This is a genomic window from Acinetobacter sp. FDAARGOS_494 (assembly GCF_003812225.1).
Lineage (GTDB): Bacteria > Pseudomonadota > Gammaproteobacteria > Pseudomonadales > Moraxellaceae > Acinetobacter > Acinetobacter baumannii.
In genome coordinates, this window is record NZ_CP033866.1 from 3729517 (window position 1) to 3747280 (window position 17764).

Here is a 17764-nt window from a genome sequence, read left to right on the forward strand (position 1 = left end):
AATTAATTAATTGTTATTTCATAATGAAAATTATCAGCCAAACCATAAGACTCACGGTATTCGACCGCTACACCTTCAAGATTTTTTGCAATACGGCATACCTTCACTAAAGGGTCTTCAAGGTGATTATTTAAATAGCTATCTTTAATATTTTTCTCAAAAGTTAACCGTTCTGTTGCAGAAGAAATAAATTGGCCACAATGCTGATAATAAAAAGGATAAAGTAAGTTACCAAACTCAGCGATTGGAATTTCTTCCAGATTTTTAAATAAGCGTTCAGGCAGCCAGATTCTCTCACTTAATACAACGACATCTTCATGCTTACGGACACGTTCGATATAAAGCAACTTTTCAGTGTGCCCAAGTCCTAACTCGGCGTTTACTTCCGATATTGCATCACACACTTCTACTTTTTTAATTTGTCCTTGTGGCTGAATGAACTCGCCTTTTTTATTACGTAATCTAAAAAAACGAATGAGCGAATTTTCAAAATTAGGTTGTTTGAGGAAAGTTCCTTTTCCTTGCTTTTTAACTAATAAGCCATCTTCAACCAGTCCTTCAACCGCCTTTCTAACGGTTCCTACCGATACGCTATACATTTGCGCAAGCTCTTGTTCACTTGGAATAGGCTCTTCGACTGTCCATTTTGACTGGATCAGTAGTTTTTGAAGTTCCCAACGGACCTTTTCATATCTTGGCAATTTAAAATTTTTAAATGCAGTCTCATCAAGCATTTGCGTTAAACATTATGAAATCGATTTGACAATACTAGCATAGTTCTATGTAATACAAAAAACCAAACATATATATGTTTAGATGTTTATATATTTATCAAGGAAGATAATATGACTGCATTGATGCTGATGGCTTTAGCCGTATCGATAGGTTTAGGTTATAAAACGAAAATTAATATCGGATTTTTTACGATAGCGTTTGCCTACCTGATTGGTTGCTTTGGCATGGGTCTTAAACCTTCCGAAGTTATTGAATTATGGCCTGTCAAAATTTTCTTTATTATTTTATCTGTCACTCTGTTTTATAACTTTGCTTTGGCAAATGGCGCACTAGAGAAGCTTGCCAGCCATCTTCTATATAAATGCCGTAAGTTTCCTCAGTTTTTACCTTTAGCGATTTTTTTCGCAGCAACCATTATTGCTGGCCTAGGTGCTGGTTTTTATACAGTACTTGCCTTTATGGCACCGATTACACTGCTGCTGTGTAAAAAAACCAATATGAATATGATTATTGGTGGGATGGCTGCAAATTACGGCGCTTTAGCTGGCGCAAATTTTATGACATCGCAAAGTGGCATTATTTTCCGAAGCTTAATGGAAAATACTGGCATTACCTCGCAAACAGCTTTTTCATATAGTAGTGGAATTTTTGTCTTAACTTTAATTATTCCAATTGCGGTGTTGGGAATTTACACCCTGTGGAATAGAAAAAGTAATTCAATTGTGATTGAAGATCAAAAGCCTGAACCATTCGACAAAAAACAGAAACAATCCATCTTCCTTATTATTTTAATGATGTCGATTGTTTTAGTTTTTCCAATCTTGCATCTTGTTTTTCCCGATGTAAAAACGATTAGCTTTTTAAACTCCAAAATTGATATTGCCTTCCTTGCCATTACCTTCTCGCTCATTAGTTTACTTATGAAACTTGCCGATGAGAAAAAGGTCATTGCACTTGTGCCTTGGGGAACACTGATCATGATTTGCGGTGTCGGTATGCTCATCGCATTAGGTGTGAAGCTTGGCATTATTACTACCCTTTCTGAATGGTTAGCAAACAATGTTCCTGTGTGGGTCATTCCAGTACTTTTATGTCTCATCAGTGCCATTATGTCTGTATTTTCAAGCACTCTCGGCGTAGTTGCTCCTACCTTATTCCCAATTGTTCCGGCGCTAGCACTTACCTCTGGCCTAAACCCACTAGTGCTGTTCATTTGTATTGTGGTTGGCGCTCAGTCTACAGCGATTTCTCCTTTCTCCTCTGGCGGTAGCCTCATTATGGCTTCAGCACCAGCAGACATCGACAAAACCAAATTCTTTAATCAACTGTTATTTAAAGCAATTCCTGTAGGAGTCATTGCCGCTTTAATCGCTATTTTCGCTTTAAAATTTGTAATGTGAGATGAAAATGAACTGTATAGATACACATGCACATGTTTTTTCGACACAGGACCACAGTATCGAAACAGCACGTTATGCACCTGATTATGAGGCAACTGTACAAAGTTTTATCTCTCATCTTGATGAACACAATTTCACGCATGGTGTTTTGGTTCAACCCAGCTTTTTGGGTACCAATAACCAAGCGATGTTAAACGCAATTCAGCAATACCCTGAGCGTTTAAAAGGGATCGCCGTTGTTCAACATACGACGACTTTTAATGAGCTAGTGAATCTCAAGGCACAAGGAATCGTTGGTGTTCGCTTAAATCTATTCGGTCTTAACCCTCCTGCGCTAAATACGCCTGACTGGCAAAAATTTTTACGAAATGTAGAAAGCCTCAACTGGCAAGTTGAGATACACGCACCGCCGAAATATCTGGTTCAGCTTTTGCCACAATTGGATGAATACAGCTTTGATGTCGTAATTGACCATTTTGGCCGAGTTGACCCTGTTAAAGGGATTGAAGATCCAGATTATCAGAAATTTTTAAGCTTACTTAACGTAAAACAGCACTGGATTAAAGTATCCGGTTTCTATCGTTTGGGTGCTACACCCAACAATATAAATATAGCCCAACAGGCATATAACATTTTTAAAGAAAAAGGTTTTTTGCAAAAACTCATTTGGGGAAGCGATTGGCCGCATACCCAACATGAATCCTTAATAACTTATGAAGATGCGATTAAAGCTTTTAAACAGATTGTGTTTGATAAACACGAGCAATGTTTAATTTTAAATCAGAACCCTACCGAGCTGTTTGGTTTCTCACGTACATAAGGAGTATGTATGAAAAATGATATATCTATATCGGAAGTAGAAAAGTCAACGATCCGTAAACTTTCTTTTCGTATTCTTCCTTTCCTCATTCTTTGTTATTTCATCGCATATATTGATCGGGTGAATATTGGTTTCGCCGCTTTAACCATGAACCAAGAAATTGGTTTAACTGCTACTGCCTTTGGTTTTGGTGCGACATTATTTTTTATTGCATATGTCATATTTGAAATTCCAAGTAACATGGCAATGGAAAAGCTAGGTGCACGTATCTGGATTGCCAGAATCATGATTACTTGGGGAATTGTGGGTTGCTGTACCGCCTTCATTACCGGCCCGATTTCATACGCAATTTCACGGTTTTTGCTTGGTGCTGCAGAAGCCGGTTTTTTCCCAGGCGTATTACTGTATTTAACACTATGGTTCCCTAAACGATATATGGCTCGAATTGTTGCCGTATTTATGGTTGCCATTCCTTTATCTAACTTTATCGGGTCACCGTTATCTGCCTTACTGTTAGGCTTGCATGGTTTACTAGGTTTAAGTGGATGGCAAGTGCTTTTAATTCTTGAAGCATTACCTGCAATCCTTCTTGGTTTGTTGTGCCTGGTATGGCTGCCGAATACCGCGAACAATGTGAAATGGTTAAATCAAGAAGAAAAGGAGTGGTTATCAAGCACTTTAACTTTTGAAAAAAATCAATTGTTGAACTCTGAAAAACAAGACAGTGCCGAACAGAAAAAGAGTAAGTTCAAATTGCTGATTACCAATAAATATTTATGGTTCTTTGCAATTATTTATGCAGGAAGTTCAGCAACCAGCAATATTTTATCGTTATGGATGCCTCAGATTTTAAAAGCCTTCCATTTAACTGCCATGCAGACAGGTCTTTTAAATATGATTCCGTTTGGTTTAGCTGCCGCTTTCATGATTGTTTGGGGCGTACATGCCGATAAAAGTGGAAATAAGAGTCTCAACACAGCTATTCCGTTATTTGTGACCAGTTTTGGTTTGCTTCTTACTATTTTTACTTCATCTTTAACCTTGAGCTTAATTTTATTCTCACTCGTTTTGATGGGTAACTATGCCATTAAAGGTCCTTTCTGGGCATTGGTTTCTGAGCGCTTACCACCTACTTTAGTGGCTGTAGGTATTGCAGCGGTGAATACGATTGCGCATATTGGTACTGGGCTTATGAACTCTATTATGGGTATTGTAAAAGATTATTCGGGAAGCTTCCCTATTTCTCTTTTACCGTTATGTATGCTTACATTTACGGGTGCCATGATTGCGTTGTATTTGGGAAGAAAACCGACATTGCCAAAAGCGCAAAAGGTTCAAAAGTTGGTTTAGGTTTTAGAAATAAAAGATTTAATCAAAAGAGACCCATTGATGGTCTCTTTTTTAATTTATAACAAATATATAGAAGCTAAGATGGATCAATATTTTCTTATTTTTATATGAAAACTATAAGCTTGTCTGTTTTTACTCCAACAAAAAAGCCCATCTTCCGATGAGCTTTTTATTTAATTAAGATTATCAAATGCATTAGGCTTTAAATTCTGCTAATACAAAGTTTTTTACTATTTCATCAAAATTAGGTTTCAGAAGAGTTGGCTTGCTATTTTTTATAGTTTTATACCAATAACTCGCTGCAACTCCCATACTAATCAAAGCTAACAATTTCATAGCTCACCTCACTTATTGGGAAGAGTGGAGTTTAAAATATCATTCGCGTTTGTAGCGTTCCAACTCGGTTTAGAGAGGTTTCTGTATATTTTTTAAGCAATATGTAAGAAAAAAGTCTCATCTTTGTGAGCTTTCTCTTTTACCGTTATGCATTCCTTTATTGGTACCCTGATTGCGTTTTATTTGGGAACAAATACCAACTTTATCGAAGGCTCATTGGGTTCAAAAAGTGATTTAGATTTTGAAGATTATAAAGATCAGTTTTTCTATTTTTAGTTTTGATAGATAGATATAAACAGGTAGCAATTAAAAAAACCAGCTAAGTAGCGCTGGTTTTTTTAATTATATATCTAATCTTTACACCGTTAAATGCTGAATAAAACAATAATTTAATTACTCAAATATTGTTTTTGACTCAAATGATAATTCGCCATGTTCATAAATATCTTTAAATAATTTTAATGCCAATTCTAAATCTTGATTAACATATTTTGCTTGCCATTCATCTTCATGTGGCTCAAAAATATAAACTTCTTCAGGATTTTTAGCTTTTCTATTCACAAGGCGCAAATAAATACCTTCAGGATATTCTTCATTTTCACTAATACTGCATCCAAACAAATAACCGTATCTAGAATCACAAACCATACTGTAACTATCGATATCATCATATGCTAATCTCCCAGACTCTTCAGAATAATCAGCATCTGTTTTATGAATAATGACACTACCTCCAAAAGAAAAAATATCCTTGATTATATTTGATAGTTTTCCCCAACCCATTTTTTTCACATCAATTCTTTTCTCAGAAAAAAAAGGATTTCTTACAACATAACTACAAACATATAAAATCATTAGCAACCTCTAAACAATAACCTTAATGACCAAAAATTGGAGCTACTTCAATTTTAGTTGTAGCAATTTTAGTTTTAGCATCAATAACTTTATAATAAGTAGTAGTAGTACCACTTGTTGTATCATGAATAATCAATTTAGATAATCCTGAACGCTCATACATAGTTTTCATTACTTGCCCACAATGGTCACATACTTCTTTTCCTCTAACAAGCACCTGCATAGTTTCTCCTTTTGTTAAACCAGCATCGTATGCTCTTTGAATTAAGGCAATTTCCGCATGTGCATTTTTCATTGTTAAATTAGGGTTACTTGGATCTATTTTTGCATTTCCAGCAGCAAGAGTTGGTGTATTTGTTCGATTAACCTCTGGTCTAGCAGTTTGATTGGTATCGAACATATGCTTACCACCTATATTTGATTCAGCTGTAACAGTGATAGGTGCTTTAGCGCCAGGTAATGTTTTACCAAATTTAATATCAACTTTTTGTAACTCTGCAAGCTCTTCTGCTAAACGCCCAGCAGACTTAGTTCCATCCTCACCAATTTTTAATATTTTAGCGACTTTTGAAAGTTTACCAACTGGCAAAATTTCTACATAATTAGTAGGAATAACTAAGTCACTAACAACAATAACGATCTCACCTAAGGCAGATTTTGTTTCTATATTTAAATAACTACTACTTGAATTAGCCCAAGTTGTTACTGAATCATCTAATTGGTTTTTAAATTTTTTAGCAGCTTCTATATCACCTTTTTTATATGCATTAATTAAGCCATCTAAAGCAGCTTTAGACTTATCATCCAAATATTTACGTGTAGCTTCAAGTTTTAATAATGCTTTATCCTTAAAAGCATTATTTTGAATTGCTATAGTTGCACTATTTGCAGCTGTATTAACATCATACCCAGCATAAGCGGAAATTGTACCAGCAATTAACTTACTATAAGCTTCAATTTTAGCTTTCTCTTCTGCTGAAACGAATGTTGGATTTCGGCCATGAAGCATTTCTTGTGCAATAATTTCGCCAACACCAGCACCAATCGCTCCAGCTTCGCAGCTCTGTTTTGTAGCAGCTGCCGCTGCACATCCAACTGCTGCATGAGCAATTTTATGTAAAATATAGTTTACATCTTCCAGACCTTTGAGATTTTGAGCTAATTCGCCTTGTAATGCTCCAGCTAAACCTGCTAGTAATGCAACTTGTAAATTATCTCCGAGATCTCCCCCTTTAATCGCAGTTTGTACTAAAGTTGATCCTACTGATGATGCAAAATTATTAGCTAGTCGGTCTGGTAGAAGAGTGCTATCTGGTTTTAAATTTAATGCAGAACCAACTTGGCTCATTAAACCAGCAGTAACAACAGATGCCGCTAAATTCTTAATAGAATCTTTACTTCCTAAATCTTTTAGTGTTTTGCCGATATCTCCGCCGTTGTTAATCAATCCTACACTTGCTTGAGTTGCTAAACTTGTAATTGCAGCATTTGCCATAGCACCAAGGGTAGATGGAACAATTGCTCCAGCCGCAGTTGTCGTTATACCAGCAGAGCCAATCATACTTGCACCCAAACCAACTGTAGTCCCACTTGCTGCTGTTCCACCAGCAGCTCCTGCAGCCGCAGCAGTTCCTGAACCCATCGTAGCAATCGTTACAATAATGACAATAAGAGCAGCACCAGCCGCCGTTAACCCTTGTGATTTATAATCCCAATCTTTTTGAGTTAATAAAACTGTTTGCCAATCAACATCTTTTCGGTTAACTAATTCTTTAAGATATGCATTTCCTGGCTGATTAGCCAGTTTTAGAATTTCATCCCGCAACTCAACTTTATTAGCGTCTTTTTCACTAATTGGAACTTGTACACTCAAACCACCTGCCGCTTTAAAGGTAGGTAAAACTGGCCCATTAAAACTTGGTAGCTGAGCAGTTTCAGTAATTGAGCCTTTATCTTGCATTGACTGCCAGACTACAGAATTCTTTTCTTTTTTAACTAGGTCAGTAATAGATGTTTTCGCAGCAATGAAGTCTAACTTACCACCAGCTTCTATAGTTGCGTCTTTTAAATATTCAAACTCGGTTCCAACAAGTCGGGTATCAAATCCAGATTTAGTACCAATGTAATCTGCCTTTAATGTTGCAGGTAATTCAGTAACCTGCGTACGAGTTGCATTAGTTTTAGAAGTATTGTATTTAATTCCAGCAAACGTTGATTTTTTTGTAATATCTACATTACTATCAGAACTCTCTTCGACTGTATAAAAGTTAAGATTCCCCCCAGAATTAATCGTAATTTTTCCACCATCAGCAGTAAAACGCCCCGAATAAATATCAATATTATTATCTGGATTTTTAACATCTACAGATGGATCTAGTTTTTTCGTTTCAATAAAAATATTTTTTCCAGAAATATCAACTGAAGCTGCATTCGTATCATTGTTCTCAGCTACAGTCGTAATATATTTTTTCTTTAGACCTCCCCATGATTTTTTCTTTTCAGTAGTTGTTGTACGGTCATAACTTTGTTCAACTGCGGCATCAAATAAAATACTTTTATTTGATTCTATTTTTACGTCACCATTTTTTGATGTAATACCTGTGGCTTGTAAGACTAGATTATCATCTTTAGTTTTACCTACAGTTCTTATGTTAACCCCTTTATCACCATTAATAATGGTAGGACTGACTAACGTTCGCATACTATAATTATCATCATTTTCATTCCCTTTATCATAGAAATCTGTATGGCCATCAATAATAATACTCGCATTTAATATTCTTGGCTGTGGATTAGACTCAGTAATGGTTGTAGATTTATATTGTTCGGCTAAAATACCACTTGCTTCTAAATTCACCTGTCCCAATTGAGCAGAAATATTTCCACCACTAATAGATAAACCCTTAGCAGAGGTAACATTTATATTTCCATTTTTTGAGTTCAATTTAGTTTCAGAATGTTCAGAACCATTTAGGTTTGATTTGTAAAATAGCTCATTCCTTTTGACATCATTAAGATAGTTATCATCATATTTAAAACTAAAAACGTAATCTGCCGAAAATGGAGAACCATCCATTAAGTTAATTAATATAGGGGGTTCTCCAAGAATTGGATAATTTATTTTCACCATATACTTATTTTTAAATTCATTATAATTTTTATGATAGTCATTATATGCATTAACCCAAAGTACTGCATTTTCATTTTTACTTTGATCTAAAGTACTACGATCCCAATATTTATTAAGTACTTGATTATAATATTGATATTTCTTTTGCATATTAGAAAAATCATTAAAATATTCTTGTGATTGCAACTTTAAACGTTCTTTATTTAGCCTATCTAATTCTAGAGAATAATCTTGAGCTAAATTTAATTTTTGTAAACCAGAAAATTTATTTTTTACCCCATCAATCAGCACATCATCTTTACTTGAAACGATCTTAATATCTTTTTGCGCGGTTAATTGTGAACCTTGAATATCAACTTTAGCACCCTCTAAATTGATACTACCATTGGCTGTATCCAAATTAACGACTTGTTCCGATCCATTCCCCGCAGTACCACCATAGCCTTTTAAGGTCAAAGTACCAGTTTTAGAAACAAGCTCAATATCACCAACAGCCTTTAAGCTGTAAGCTTTTGGATCAATCGTTAAGTTAGAATTTGTTTGAATAGTTAGGTCACCATTTAAACTATTTAACTTTGTATCATTCTTAAGTAAATCACTTCCGACCGCATTTAAGTTCAATCCAGTCTGGCCTAAAATAAAACCACCCGCCTCTAATAAAACGGCTCCACCGGTTAAATTTGTATTTTGTAATACTTGGTTTCCTGTAGCCGTTACAGAGGTCACACCCTTAGATGTTAAGTTAGTGACTTTATCCGCAATCCATTTGGTCGCTGGCGTATACTCAGCATTGCTATAAACCGTACGACCAGAGCTTACTGCCAGATGCTGGTCTGAAGTAGCATTCACGCCCTGTAAAGTCAGTAAATCTTTTGCGTAGAGTTCAGTATTACCTTTTGACGTTAATACGCTGTCGATAATTGTACTCATGCCCGCTCGACTATTGATCGCAAGTTTACCAACCGTAGAGCTGAGGTCTGTATTTTGGATTTTAATATCCGATTTACTATTTTCTATCGAAACAGTTTGTCCTTTTAAAACATTATTTACCGTTTTAAATCGGCCCGTATCCCCAGTAACAACTACATCATTATTAGCTTTTAAATTTATTCCATTATTACTCGAAACTAATATATCGCCCTGACTTGCATTAACTTGTACCGATTGCAAGTTAACGATGCCATCACCAATCGAGCCAAGTGTTACCCCTTTTAAGCCACTAATAACCGTCTGATCAGTTGTTAATTCATCTTTATCAGCTGAAGGCATCGCCTTGCTTGTCTGGGTCGAGTTTAAATTTATATTTTTATTCGCGAGTATAGAAATCTTTCCAGCCGAAGATGTGGCCTTTAAGCTATTTGCAGTAACTCCACCAGCAAGTGCGGTTAGATTAATATCACCTTGAGCCTTGAGTGCCTGACTTAAAACAAGATCAGCAATTTCAGAACTCACATCAATATTCTTTTGTGAGGTCAATGCACTATTGAGTGCTATTTGATTGGCATGTAGTTGAATACTGTCTTTATTCGAGATTTCTTTTGCCGTAACGGTTAAATTATTGGCTGCATCAAGCTGAACCATGCCTGTAATAAGGGGAAGTGCCTTGTCAGCATTGTTCCAGACCAGATCACGTCCACTGTAGGCTTTAATGTTTTTAACTCTTGTTGCAGCGTTTTCAAGTGAAAATCCAAGATTCTTTAGATTTAAATCTCCTGAACTATACAGGTTTAAATCTTTACCCGCATAAATCGTCCCGCCTTGAAGGTCAATGATATTTTGGGTATTGGCTGAATCTGCTTGTAAGTTGATTGAACCTAATGATGCCTGTATATGGTTCTCTGTAAGTGATAACTTACCATTACTTAAAACATTTAAATCTTTGGCAGCAATCAGTTTTGCGCCTTTGGCTGCGACCAAGTCTTTTTGCACTTGTATGGTTGCTGTACCACGGTTACTTTTGAGTTCCGATCCCGCTGCAAGATTGATATTTGCTGCATCGATATAGACATCACCACCTTGTGAGTCATCCATAATGCGGGTATCTGCTGCCAGATTGATATTACCTTTGGCATTAACAATTAGAGGTGAAGATGCTAGGCTGCCGTTATTAATAATAATTTCTTTAGCATTTACATTCAGGTTATTACCTGAATCGATATTTAAGGCACTATTACTGTTAATACTGCCTGATGAGTTGATATCGGCAGCTGTACCCGTACCCGTTGTTTGTATGTTCACTAAACCTTGGGTTTTACTGGTCGAACTGATTGTGCCACTGTGTTCAATCTTTCCGGCACTGGTAATCACCAGATTGTTGACTGCCTGAATAGTCCCTGCGTTCGTCACGCCTAAGCCTTTTTCAGTTCCCATCAAGTAAATATTATTGGCATACATGCCACCCAGCGCTTTAACATCTACCGCCAATGTCGGTGCAGTTCCAGTACCTGTTTTAGGTGTAACATCCTGTAAATCTGCACTGACATTATTTGCCCCGGCAATCACCTGAATATCATTTTTGGCACGAAGTTCCGCACTGAGTTCTAATGCACGCGCATAGAGATCCACATAGTTTGCATCGTTATTATTTCCCCCCAAGCCAAATTTAGAATTAGGGTTTGCTGAAACCGTAATTTTTCCTTGGTCAACCGTAAACTGTTTGATACTGCCATCAGCATTTAACTGAGGTTTACCTGTGGTAAAAATTGCCTTGTTGGCATTAATAAAGCCACCACCTTTAATGTTGATACCAGATGGGTTAGCAATAATCACATCTGCCATTTGCCCTGCGACTTCCAAGTTCCCCTCAAAGCGTGAAGCGGCTGATGAATTTACTTCATTTAAAATAACTCGCGCTTCGCCTGTGGCTAAAAATGGGTTGGCCGCAACATTTCCAACTGTTTTTGTCGTAGCACCCTGACGGCTGTTATTGAGTACTGCACCTTCAGCCAATACATCAAACTGTTTATAAATATTATGGGATATACCATTTTTCGGAGTTTGAATATTAACTACAGGAACGACTGTACCTGCTGAGTTCTTACCAGCACCAATCACTGCTCTATTCGCAGCATTTGCGGCACTGTCCGCTACAATACCCGCATAAACAGGTGCTAAAGGCATCCACAAACTTATACTAGCAACCAGTGCCTTCACTTGCCAGAGTTGATGAAATGCCTGAGATTCAGTGTTATCAATATTGTTCTGGGTACTTGCTTCACTTTGACCAGAAGTCTTGGTTTGGCTTCGTACATTTTCAGCCACGGCCACAAACATTTGACGTGCTTTGCTATAAATAATGCGATAACTATTCTTGTTCATGAATAAAGTCTTTTCTAAAGTAAATTAATAAGAAAGGTTGATACTAAAACCGGTAACCCAGTCTTTCTTTATGCTGTCAGGTGCAATCAGCCCCCGACCTGTAAAGGCATCCAGATAAAAACTATTTTGATAGGTGCGCAGCCCCAAAACACTTCCGAGTAAATAACGCTGACCCGGTATGCTATTGCGGCCATTTACCCAGCCCTGATCGACTGCCATATAAAACTGGGTATTAGGAATTGGTGCATTCAAGCTGATTTCTTGCTGTACATACTGCCCGTTATCTCCGGAAAGCATGAGCTCACCATCAAAGCCACGCACGCTATAGCGCCCACCAATATAAAAGCGGTCATTGGGTACTAAAATTTTCGGTGCATATTGTCCACGCCAGTTAAGTCGGTACTGGGCAGGTTTATCAAGCAAAAGGAATGGTGTGGTATAACGCAGATCTGCACTCCAAAGTGGAGCACGGGAGTAACCTTCAACAGGAAGATGGTTTCCGTAAACATCGGTAATATTTTCTTCTGGTGCAGTTCGGGCACCCACCCCCATCCCACGACGGTAATCGATGCTGCCGTCTAATACCGCATTTCCTAAATATTGACGGTGTTGAACGCCTAAATTCCAGCCTGAGGTTTTACGGTGTAAGACATTAATTTCAATATCATTTAAAAAACTTTGGCTTTCTTTATGATAAAGCTTTCCATACACGCTGGTTTTATGTTGTCCGCTACGGCTAATCACACGAGATAAATTCAGGTTGGCTTGTTGGCTATTACCATGATAAATAACTGGATAGCCAGATTCAGGTGCTACAGTTCCTTGTCTATATTGATAATCGTTATAGCTAAAACCTAAATCATAATAACCAACAGGCAACTGATAACTAATGAAATAACTTCGGTTTAAGCTTTCATGAAAGTCATCTAAAGAGTGACTCACATTTAACGATAAAATATCATTTAAATGAAACGGGTTATTGATACCTATCCCAATATTCCCCATATAGGTACCAGTGTCCTGATTACCCGAGTCATCTACACTTAAATTGAAATTAACTTTTTGTAGTGCTTGAAGTTTGAGTATTAAATCGCTATAGCCCGTTAATTCTTTATCTTGAGCAGTTGCGGGAGTAATTTGCATATCTACCGCATAGACACGTTTTAGATTTTCCAGCCCCTGATCGAGCCTTTTTAGGTTCACAATGTCGCCAGCTTTAAATGGCAACCCAGTCTTAAGCTGTAATGAGGAAATTTTTCCTTCTTGTATAACAATCTTATTTAAGCGTCCGATTTGTATACTCAGGTTTAGATTCCCATGATTTAAGTCTTGCGGACTCACGACAATTTGACTGGTAATAAAACCTTTTTTTAAAAGTTCGTTTTGGGCATAGTTCACAATGTTATGCAAACTTTGGGTACCAATACATTTACCCAAAATATTCTGTGGGTGTTTTTTTATGGCCTTAATCACAAAGTTAAATTGCTGTAAGTCAGATTCCGACTGACCAATTAAAGGGATAAGACTAATTTCTTTAACCGTTACGCATGGGCTTTCTTCAACAACCAGATGCTTAAAGTCCTGTAATGGCTTGGTGTTTTGATAAGGAGTTTGCTGAGCAAGCTGGTCTTGTAATTGCTGGTTGAGCTCTTTTAAACGCTGATCTTGCAATACCTGACTGGGTAAAGAGACATCTTCAATCGCATAAACATATTGGTGAAAACCCGCAAAAAGAATAATAGAAGAAGTTATAAAGTTCTTAGTTAACATCACATATACAGAATTGTACGTATAAGAACTTTATTTTACACAAAAAAACATATTATTCAATTTTTCTCTATGTTTATGTAATATGAGATTTCCAGTAATTATTAATATTTATACTGCTTGAGCCTATTTTAAGTGTGTATTAGGAATGATTTTGCTAACTTCCGAACAAATCTGTCAAAGAAACTTCTTCTTCAATTATTAACTTATTCTACATAAAAACTTAATAATTTAGATGAAAATCAAATAATTAAATTTTCAGAAACATCTCCACCACCACATCCCTCTCTTCCAAACTCTTTGAGCTTAAAATCTGGAACATCAAGCCATCAATTAGGTTTAAAACCAAATTGGCATCGGGTTTTAATGCATGAGTTTCTAAACTAAAAATGAGGTCAAAAATCTCATGAAGTAGCCATTTTCTATACTCAACCGCCATACGGTAAGCGCTCGCATACATATGTTTAATTTCAAAAAAGGCTTTAAGCAAAAGGTAATATAAGCTATTAAATTTAACGTGTAAGTTAATAATTTCTTTGAGTTTGTCCTTTGAAGTGCGGTAACGACTTGAGTAAATAATGGCAAGTACTTCTTCTTTCAGCAGGCTTTTTTGAAAAGCAATGCACATTTCAATTAACCGTTCTTTTGAGTGAAAGTAATTATAAAAAGTCGCCTTGGTTATTTTGGCTTCTTTAATAATTAGGTCTACACCCGTCGTATGAAAACCATAAGTAACAAATAGACGTATGGCAGTATGAATAACCTGTAATTTTTTGGAAGAAGTTTTTAAATTTTGCATAGTTTTACCGTTATAAATTCTTGTTGTTTCTAAAAGGGATTAAAAAGCCTGTGCCTTTTCTGGGAGAAAAAAAGGCACAGCAAAGCCGTAAAGACTGTGCTTGGCACATCTCAAGTTTTATTGTTGCTAAGTTTTAGACGTAATGATTTAAAGCCTGAAAAGCCTATGGCTCATCAAACTGCTTTAAAATTTTAAGTTGTGTCGAGATAGATTTTGACAGTGACTGCCGATAATTTATGAACGTGCATAGCCAACTCCTTCTTTTGGGAGTTCTGCCAAAGCATTATAAATTATGGTGGCAGAACGGAAGCAGGTTGACGGACTGGGTTCGACATCCAGCACACCCGAAGGTGTCCCACTCCCGTCCTACCGCTACGGGAGGGAACGGGGGTGCACACAAGACTACTCCTCAGAAGAAATAATCCTGATGTGGTCGAATCATCGGTCCGTCAAAACCGACTGGCAATGTAGGCCAGCCCGCAAATGGTAATCTTCAATATTTGAGCTGTCAATGTGAAATTGGCTAGAAATTATTTAATTAATTATTGTTTTTCATTGTATTAGGTACTTTGTCTAAACATTATATAAAGTAATATTGAACACTGTTTTATAAGTACAAGCTCCGCCTCTATTTTTTTCAAATGTTGTATACGCCAAGTCCCCTTATACGCCTATAAGCTTAACTTAATAAAAATGATTAAGAAGTATTAGATAAATATTGCATTTTTTTTATTAGATAAGCTATTTTTATATGCATAAAGTTGTATATACATGTTAGGTTGTGAATATACATATGAACCATGCATAGCCATAACGCCAAATACGCTTTATCACAAAATTTAATATTGAGAACCGGGCATTTTGTCCGTTTGTTCTCCTCTAAATAAGAACTGACTATTGAGGCAAAACATGGATTGTTTATTTAATAAATCTTTCGAAAAGACGATGAAAGGATTTCATAAACTGTTGTTGGTGACACCCTTACTCATTACCGCCCAGACAAGTTTTGCCGATTGGATTAAAGACTCTGTTTCTAAAAATGAATCAAAAACTATTCAAATTCGCCATTATATTCATGAGCATCCAGAACTTGGGAACATGGAGTTCAACACTTCAAAATTAGTGCAAAATGAGTTGAAGTCTTATGGGATCGAAGTTCGAAAAGGTTTTGCAAAAACTGGTGTTATTGGAATCTTAAAAGGCGATCTGCCTGGTCCCGTTATGGCATTAAGAGCAGACATGGATGCCTTGCCCATCGAAGAAAAAACAAATTTGAGTTATGCAAGCAAAGTAAAAGCACAATATCAGGGTGAGTTACAACCTGTTATGCATGCATGCGGTCATGACGCACATACGGCTATGCTATTAGGTGCAGCAAAAATACTTGCAGAAAACAAGAATAGATTCGCGGGCACTGTTGTTTTTGTTTTCCAACCTTCTGAAGAAGGAGCTGCTGATTTGGCTGGTTTTAGCCAAGGTGACCAAATCGGCTCAAGAAAAATGATTACAGACGGCGCACTTAAAAAGCCAGAACCTGAAGTCATGTTTGGTATCCATGTCGTTTCAGGTATTCCAAGTGGCAGCATTTTCTATAAAGATGAAGCTATGCTTAACAGTGCTGATGAATTCCGCATTAAACTGACTGGACAGCAAGTGCATGCTTCCATGCCATGGGCTGGTCGAGATCCAATTGTGGCATCTGCTGCCATTATTAATAATATTCAAACGATGATCAGTCGCCGTTCTGATCTTACTAAAGGTATGGCCGTGATAACGGTAGGACATATTTCCGGCGGAACTGCGGCCAACATTATTCCGAAAGAAGTTGATATGGAAGGTACTATTCGTACCAATAACGAAGATATCCGTCAAAATATTCTTCAACAATTGCCTGAAATGGTCACTCATACTGCGCTTGCAAACAATGTAAAAGCTGAGATTGAACTCTCGCCTTATGCACCTGTAACTTATAACAATAAAATGTTAACTCAATTAATTTTGCCTACATTAGAAAACACGGTTGGTAAAAATAATTTGCATCGTATGGAGACTAATGCAAGTGCAAGTGACGACTTTGCACACTATGGCAAGCTTATGCCCTCGCTTTATATTTCACTCGGAGCGACTCCTAAAAATCAAGATATGAGTAAAGCAGCTCCTAACCATAGTCCAGAATTTATTGTAGATGATGCAACCTTAAAAACAGGTGTTGAGTCTCATATACGTTTTGTTATGGATTATCCTGCTATCGCTAGTCAGGTACAAAAAGCTTGGAGAGATGATAAGAAATAATTTTTATTAGTTAATCGCTTCACTCATTTTATATGGGTGTGAGCGATTAATATAAAAATATTAGATTTCTATTTATAAATCATAATTAAAATTATAAAAACAATGCATAAAAACAATAAATTACAAGAAAAACAATATTAAATTGATTTTATCAAAACAGCTATATTCTATATGAATATATAGTAAAAAATTATACAATATTGATACCTATTTTTTAATGTTATTAATTAATCTCTTAACTAATAAAATAGGTAAAATTGTAATGTATAAATTTTTAGCACTTTCTTTTATTAGTATAGGTCTGGTTGCTTGCAATAAAACTAGTGAGGATTCTGCATTAACTATAAATAATCAGGAATATATGCCGAAACACCAACTAACAGCTAATAAATATATTTATGAATACAACAATATTATTTATAACTTACCTAACAACAGTGACCAAAAATCGATCAATTTAAAATTAAAAAAATTATTAAATACCATGCCATCTAATGAAGATAATTTAGCCATTTTAAAAACTAAAAGGAAAATCCTTATTCGTCTAGGTTGCCTTGAACAAGCTTATGTCATTACAGAAAAAATGTTAACGAAAGCTAATAATTCCAAGCTTCAAGAAACGCAATGTATTTTCTTAAAAAGGATGAAAAAAGATATATCACTTATAAAGCAATGTTATGAAAAAACTGCGTCCAGCTATTTAAACGAAATAAATCTAATTCCTAAAGCACAGTTATGGTACCAATATGCATTATGGGGAAATTATGCGGCAATGTACCACGCTGGTCATAAAGAATATAGGCTTAAGTTACTCGAACTAATTAACTATCATAATAATGAAGATCATCGTTTAACGTACCGACAAATGTATGAAAGCGTAGTGAATCCGTCAATTTTACAAAAAAGAATCGACCGGATTCCTTATAGCCATGAGTGTCGTTAACAACTCTTTAACCTCCAGA

General features: G+C 36.2%; 11 protein-coding genes. 5 read left to right on the forward strand and 6 right to left on the reverse strand.

The features are described from left to right. Positions 1-2: 2 nt before the first annotated feature. Positions 3-734 (reverse strand): GntR family transcriptional regulator, encoded by a 732-nt coding sequence (locus tag EG365_RS18170; RefSeq protein WP_000883486.1) that lies wholly within the window; start codon positions 732-734, stop codon positions 3-5. Positions 735-845: 111 nt separating this feature from the next. Between EG365_RS18170 and EG365_RS18175 the strand changes: the two genes are divergently transcribed. Genes EG365_RS18175 through EG365_RS18185 form a run of 3 tightly spaced genes read left to right on the forward strand, consistent with a single transcriptional unit; the run spans position 846 to position 4305 of the window. Continuing rightward, positions 846-2135: an SLC13 family permease gene (locus EG365_RS18175; protein WP_000126044.1), complete on the forward strand. Its 1290-nt coding sequence runs from the start codon at positions 846-848 to the stop codon at positions 2133-2135. A gap of 7 nt (positions 2136-2142) precedes the next feature. Then, positions 2143-2955, forward strand: coding sequence for an amidohydrolase family protein (locus EG365_RS18180; protein WP_000995633.1), 813 nt, complete (start codon positions 2143-2145; stop codon positions 2953-2955). Positions 2956-2964: 9 nt separating this feature from the next. Beyond that, positions 2965-4305: an MFS transporter gene (locus EG365_RS18185; protein ID WP_000786788.1), complete on the forward strand. Its 1341-nt coding sequence runs from the start codon at positions 2965-2967 to the stop codon at positions 4303-4305. 195 nt (positions 4306-4500) lie between these two features. Here the strand turns inward: EG365_RS18185 and EG365_RS18190 are convergent, their stop codons facing one another. From EG365_RS18190 to EG365_RS18210, 5 genes are all read right to left on the reverse strand, one after another. Then, positions 4501-4641 (reverse strand): hypothetical protein, encoded by a 141-nt coding sequence (locus tag EG365_RS18190; RefSeq protein WP_000770266.1) that lies wholly within the window; start codon positions 4639-4641, stop codon positions 4501-4503. A 393-nt stretch (positions 4642-5034) separates the two neighbouring features. Beyond that, positions 5035-5496 carry a hypothetical protein gene (locus EG365_RS18195; RefSeq protein WP_000605047.1) on the reverse strand — a complete coding sequence of 154 codons (462 nt, stop codon included), beginning with the start codon at positions 5494-5496 and terminating at the stop codon, positions 5035-5037. A 22-nt stretch (positions 5497-5518) separates the two neighbouring features. Beyond that, a complete protein-coding gene (locus EG365_RS18200) occupies positions 5519-11944 on the reverse strand; it encodes a DUF637 domain-containing protein (protein ID WP_001039238.1) in 6426 nt (2141 codons plus the stop codon). 24 nt (positions 11945-11968) lie between these two features. Beyond that, positions 11969-13714, reverse strand: coding sequence for a ShlB/FhaC/HecB family hemolysin secretion/activation protein (locus tag EG365_RS18205; RefSeq protein ID WP_000956371.1), 1746 nt, complete (start codon positions 13712-13714; stop codon positions 11969-11971). A gap of 247 nt (positions 13715-13961) precedes the next feature. Next, a complete protein-coding gene (locus EG365_RS18210; protein WP_001180448.1) occupies positions 13962-14510 on the reverse strand; it encodes a TetR/AcrR family transcriptional regulator in 549 nt (182 codons plus the stop codon). A gap of 909 nt (positions 14511-15419) precedes the next feature. Between EG365_RS18210 and EG365_RS18220 the strand changes: the two genes are divergently transcribed. Both EG365_RS18220 and EG365_RS18225 read left to right on the forward strand, forming a co-directional pair. Beyond that, positions 15420-16802 (forward strand): amidohydrolase, encoded by a 1383-nt coding sequence (locus EG365_RS18220; protein ID WP_000340494.1) that lies wholly within the window; start codon positions 15420-15422, stop codon positions 16800-16802. A 262-nt stretch (positions 16803-17064) separates the two neighbouring features. Then, positions 17065-17745, forward strand: coding sequence for a hypothetical protein (locus EG365_RS18225; protein ID WP_000276396.1), 681 nt, complete (start codon positions 17065-17067; stop codon positions 17743-17745). Positions 17746-17764: the final 19 nt, after the last annotated feature.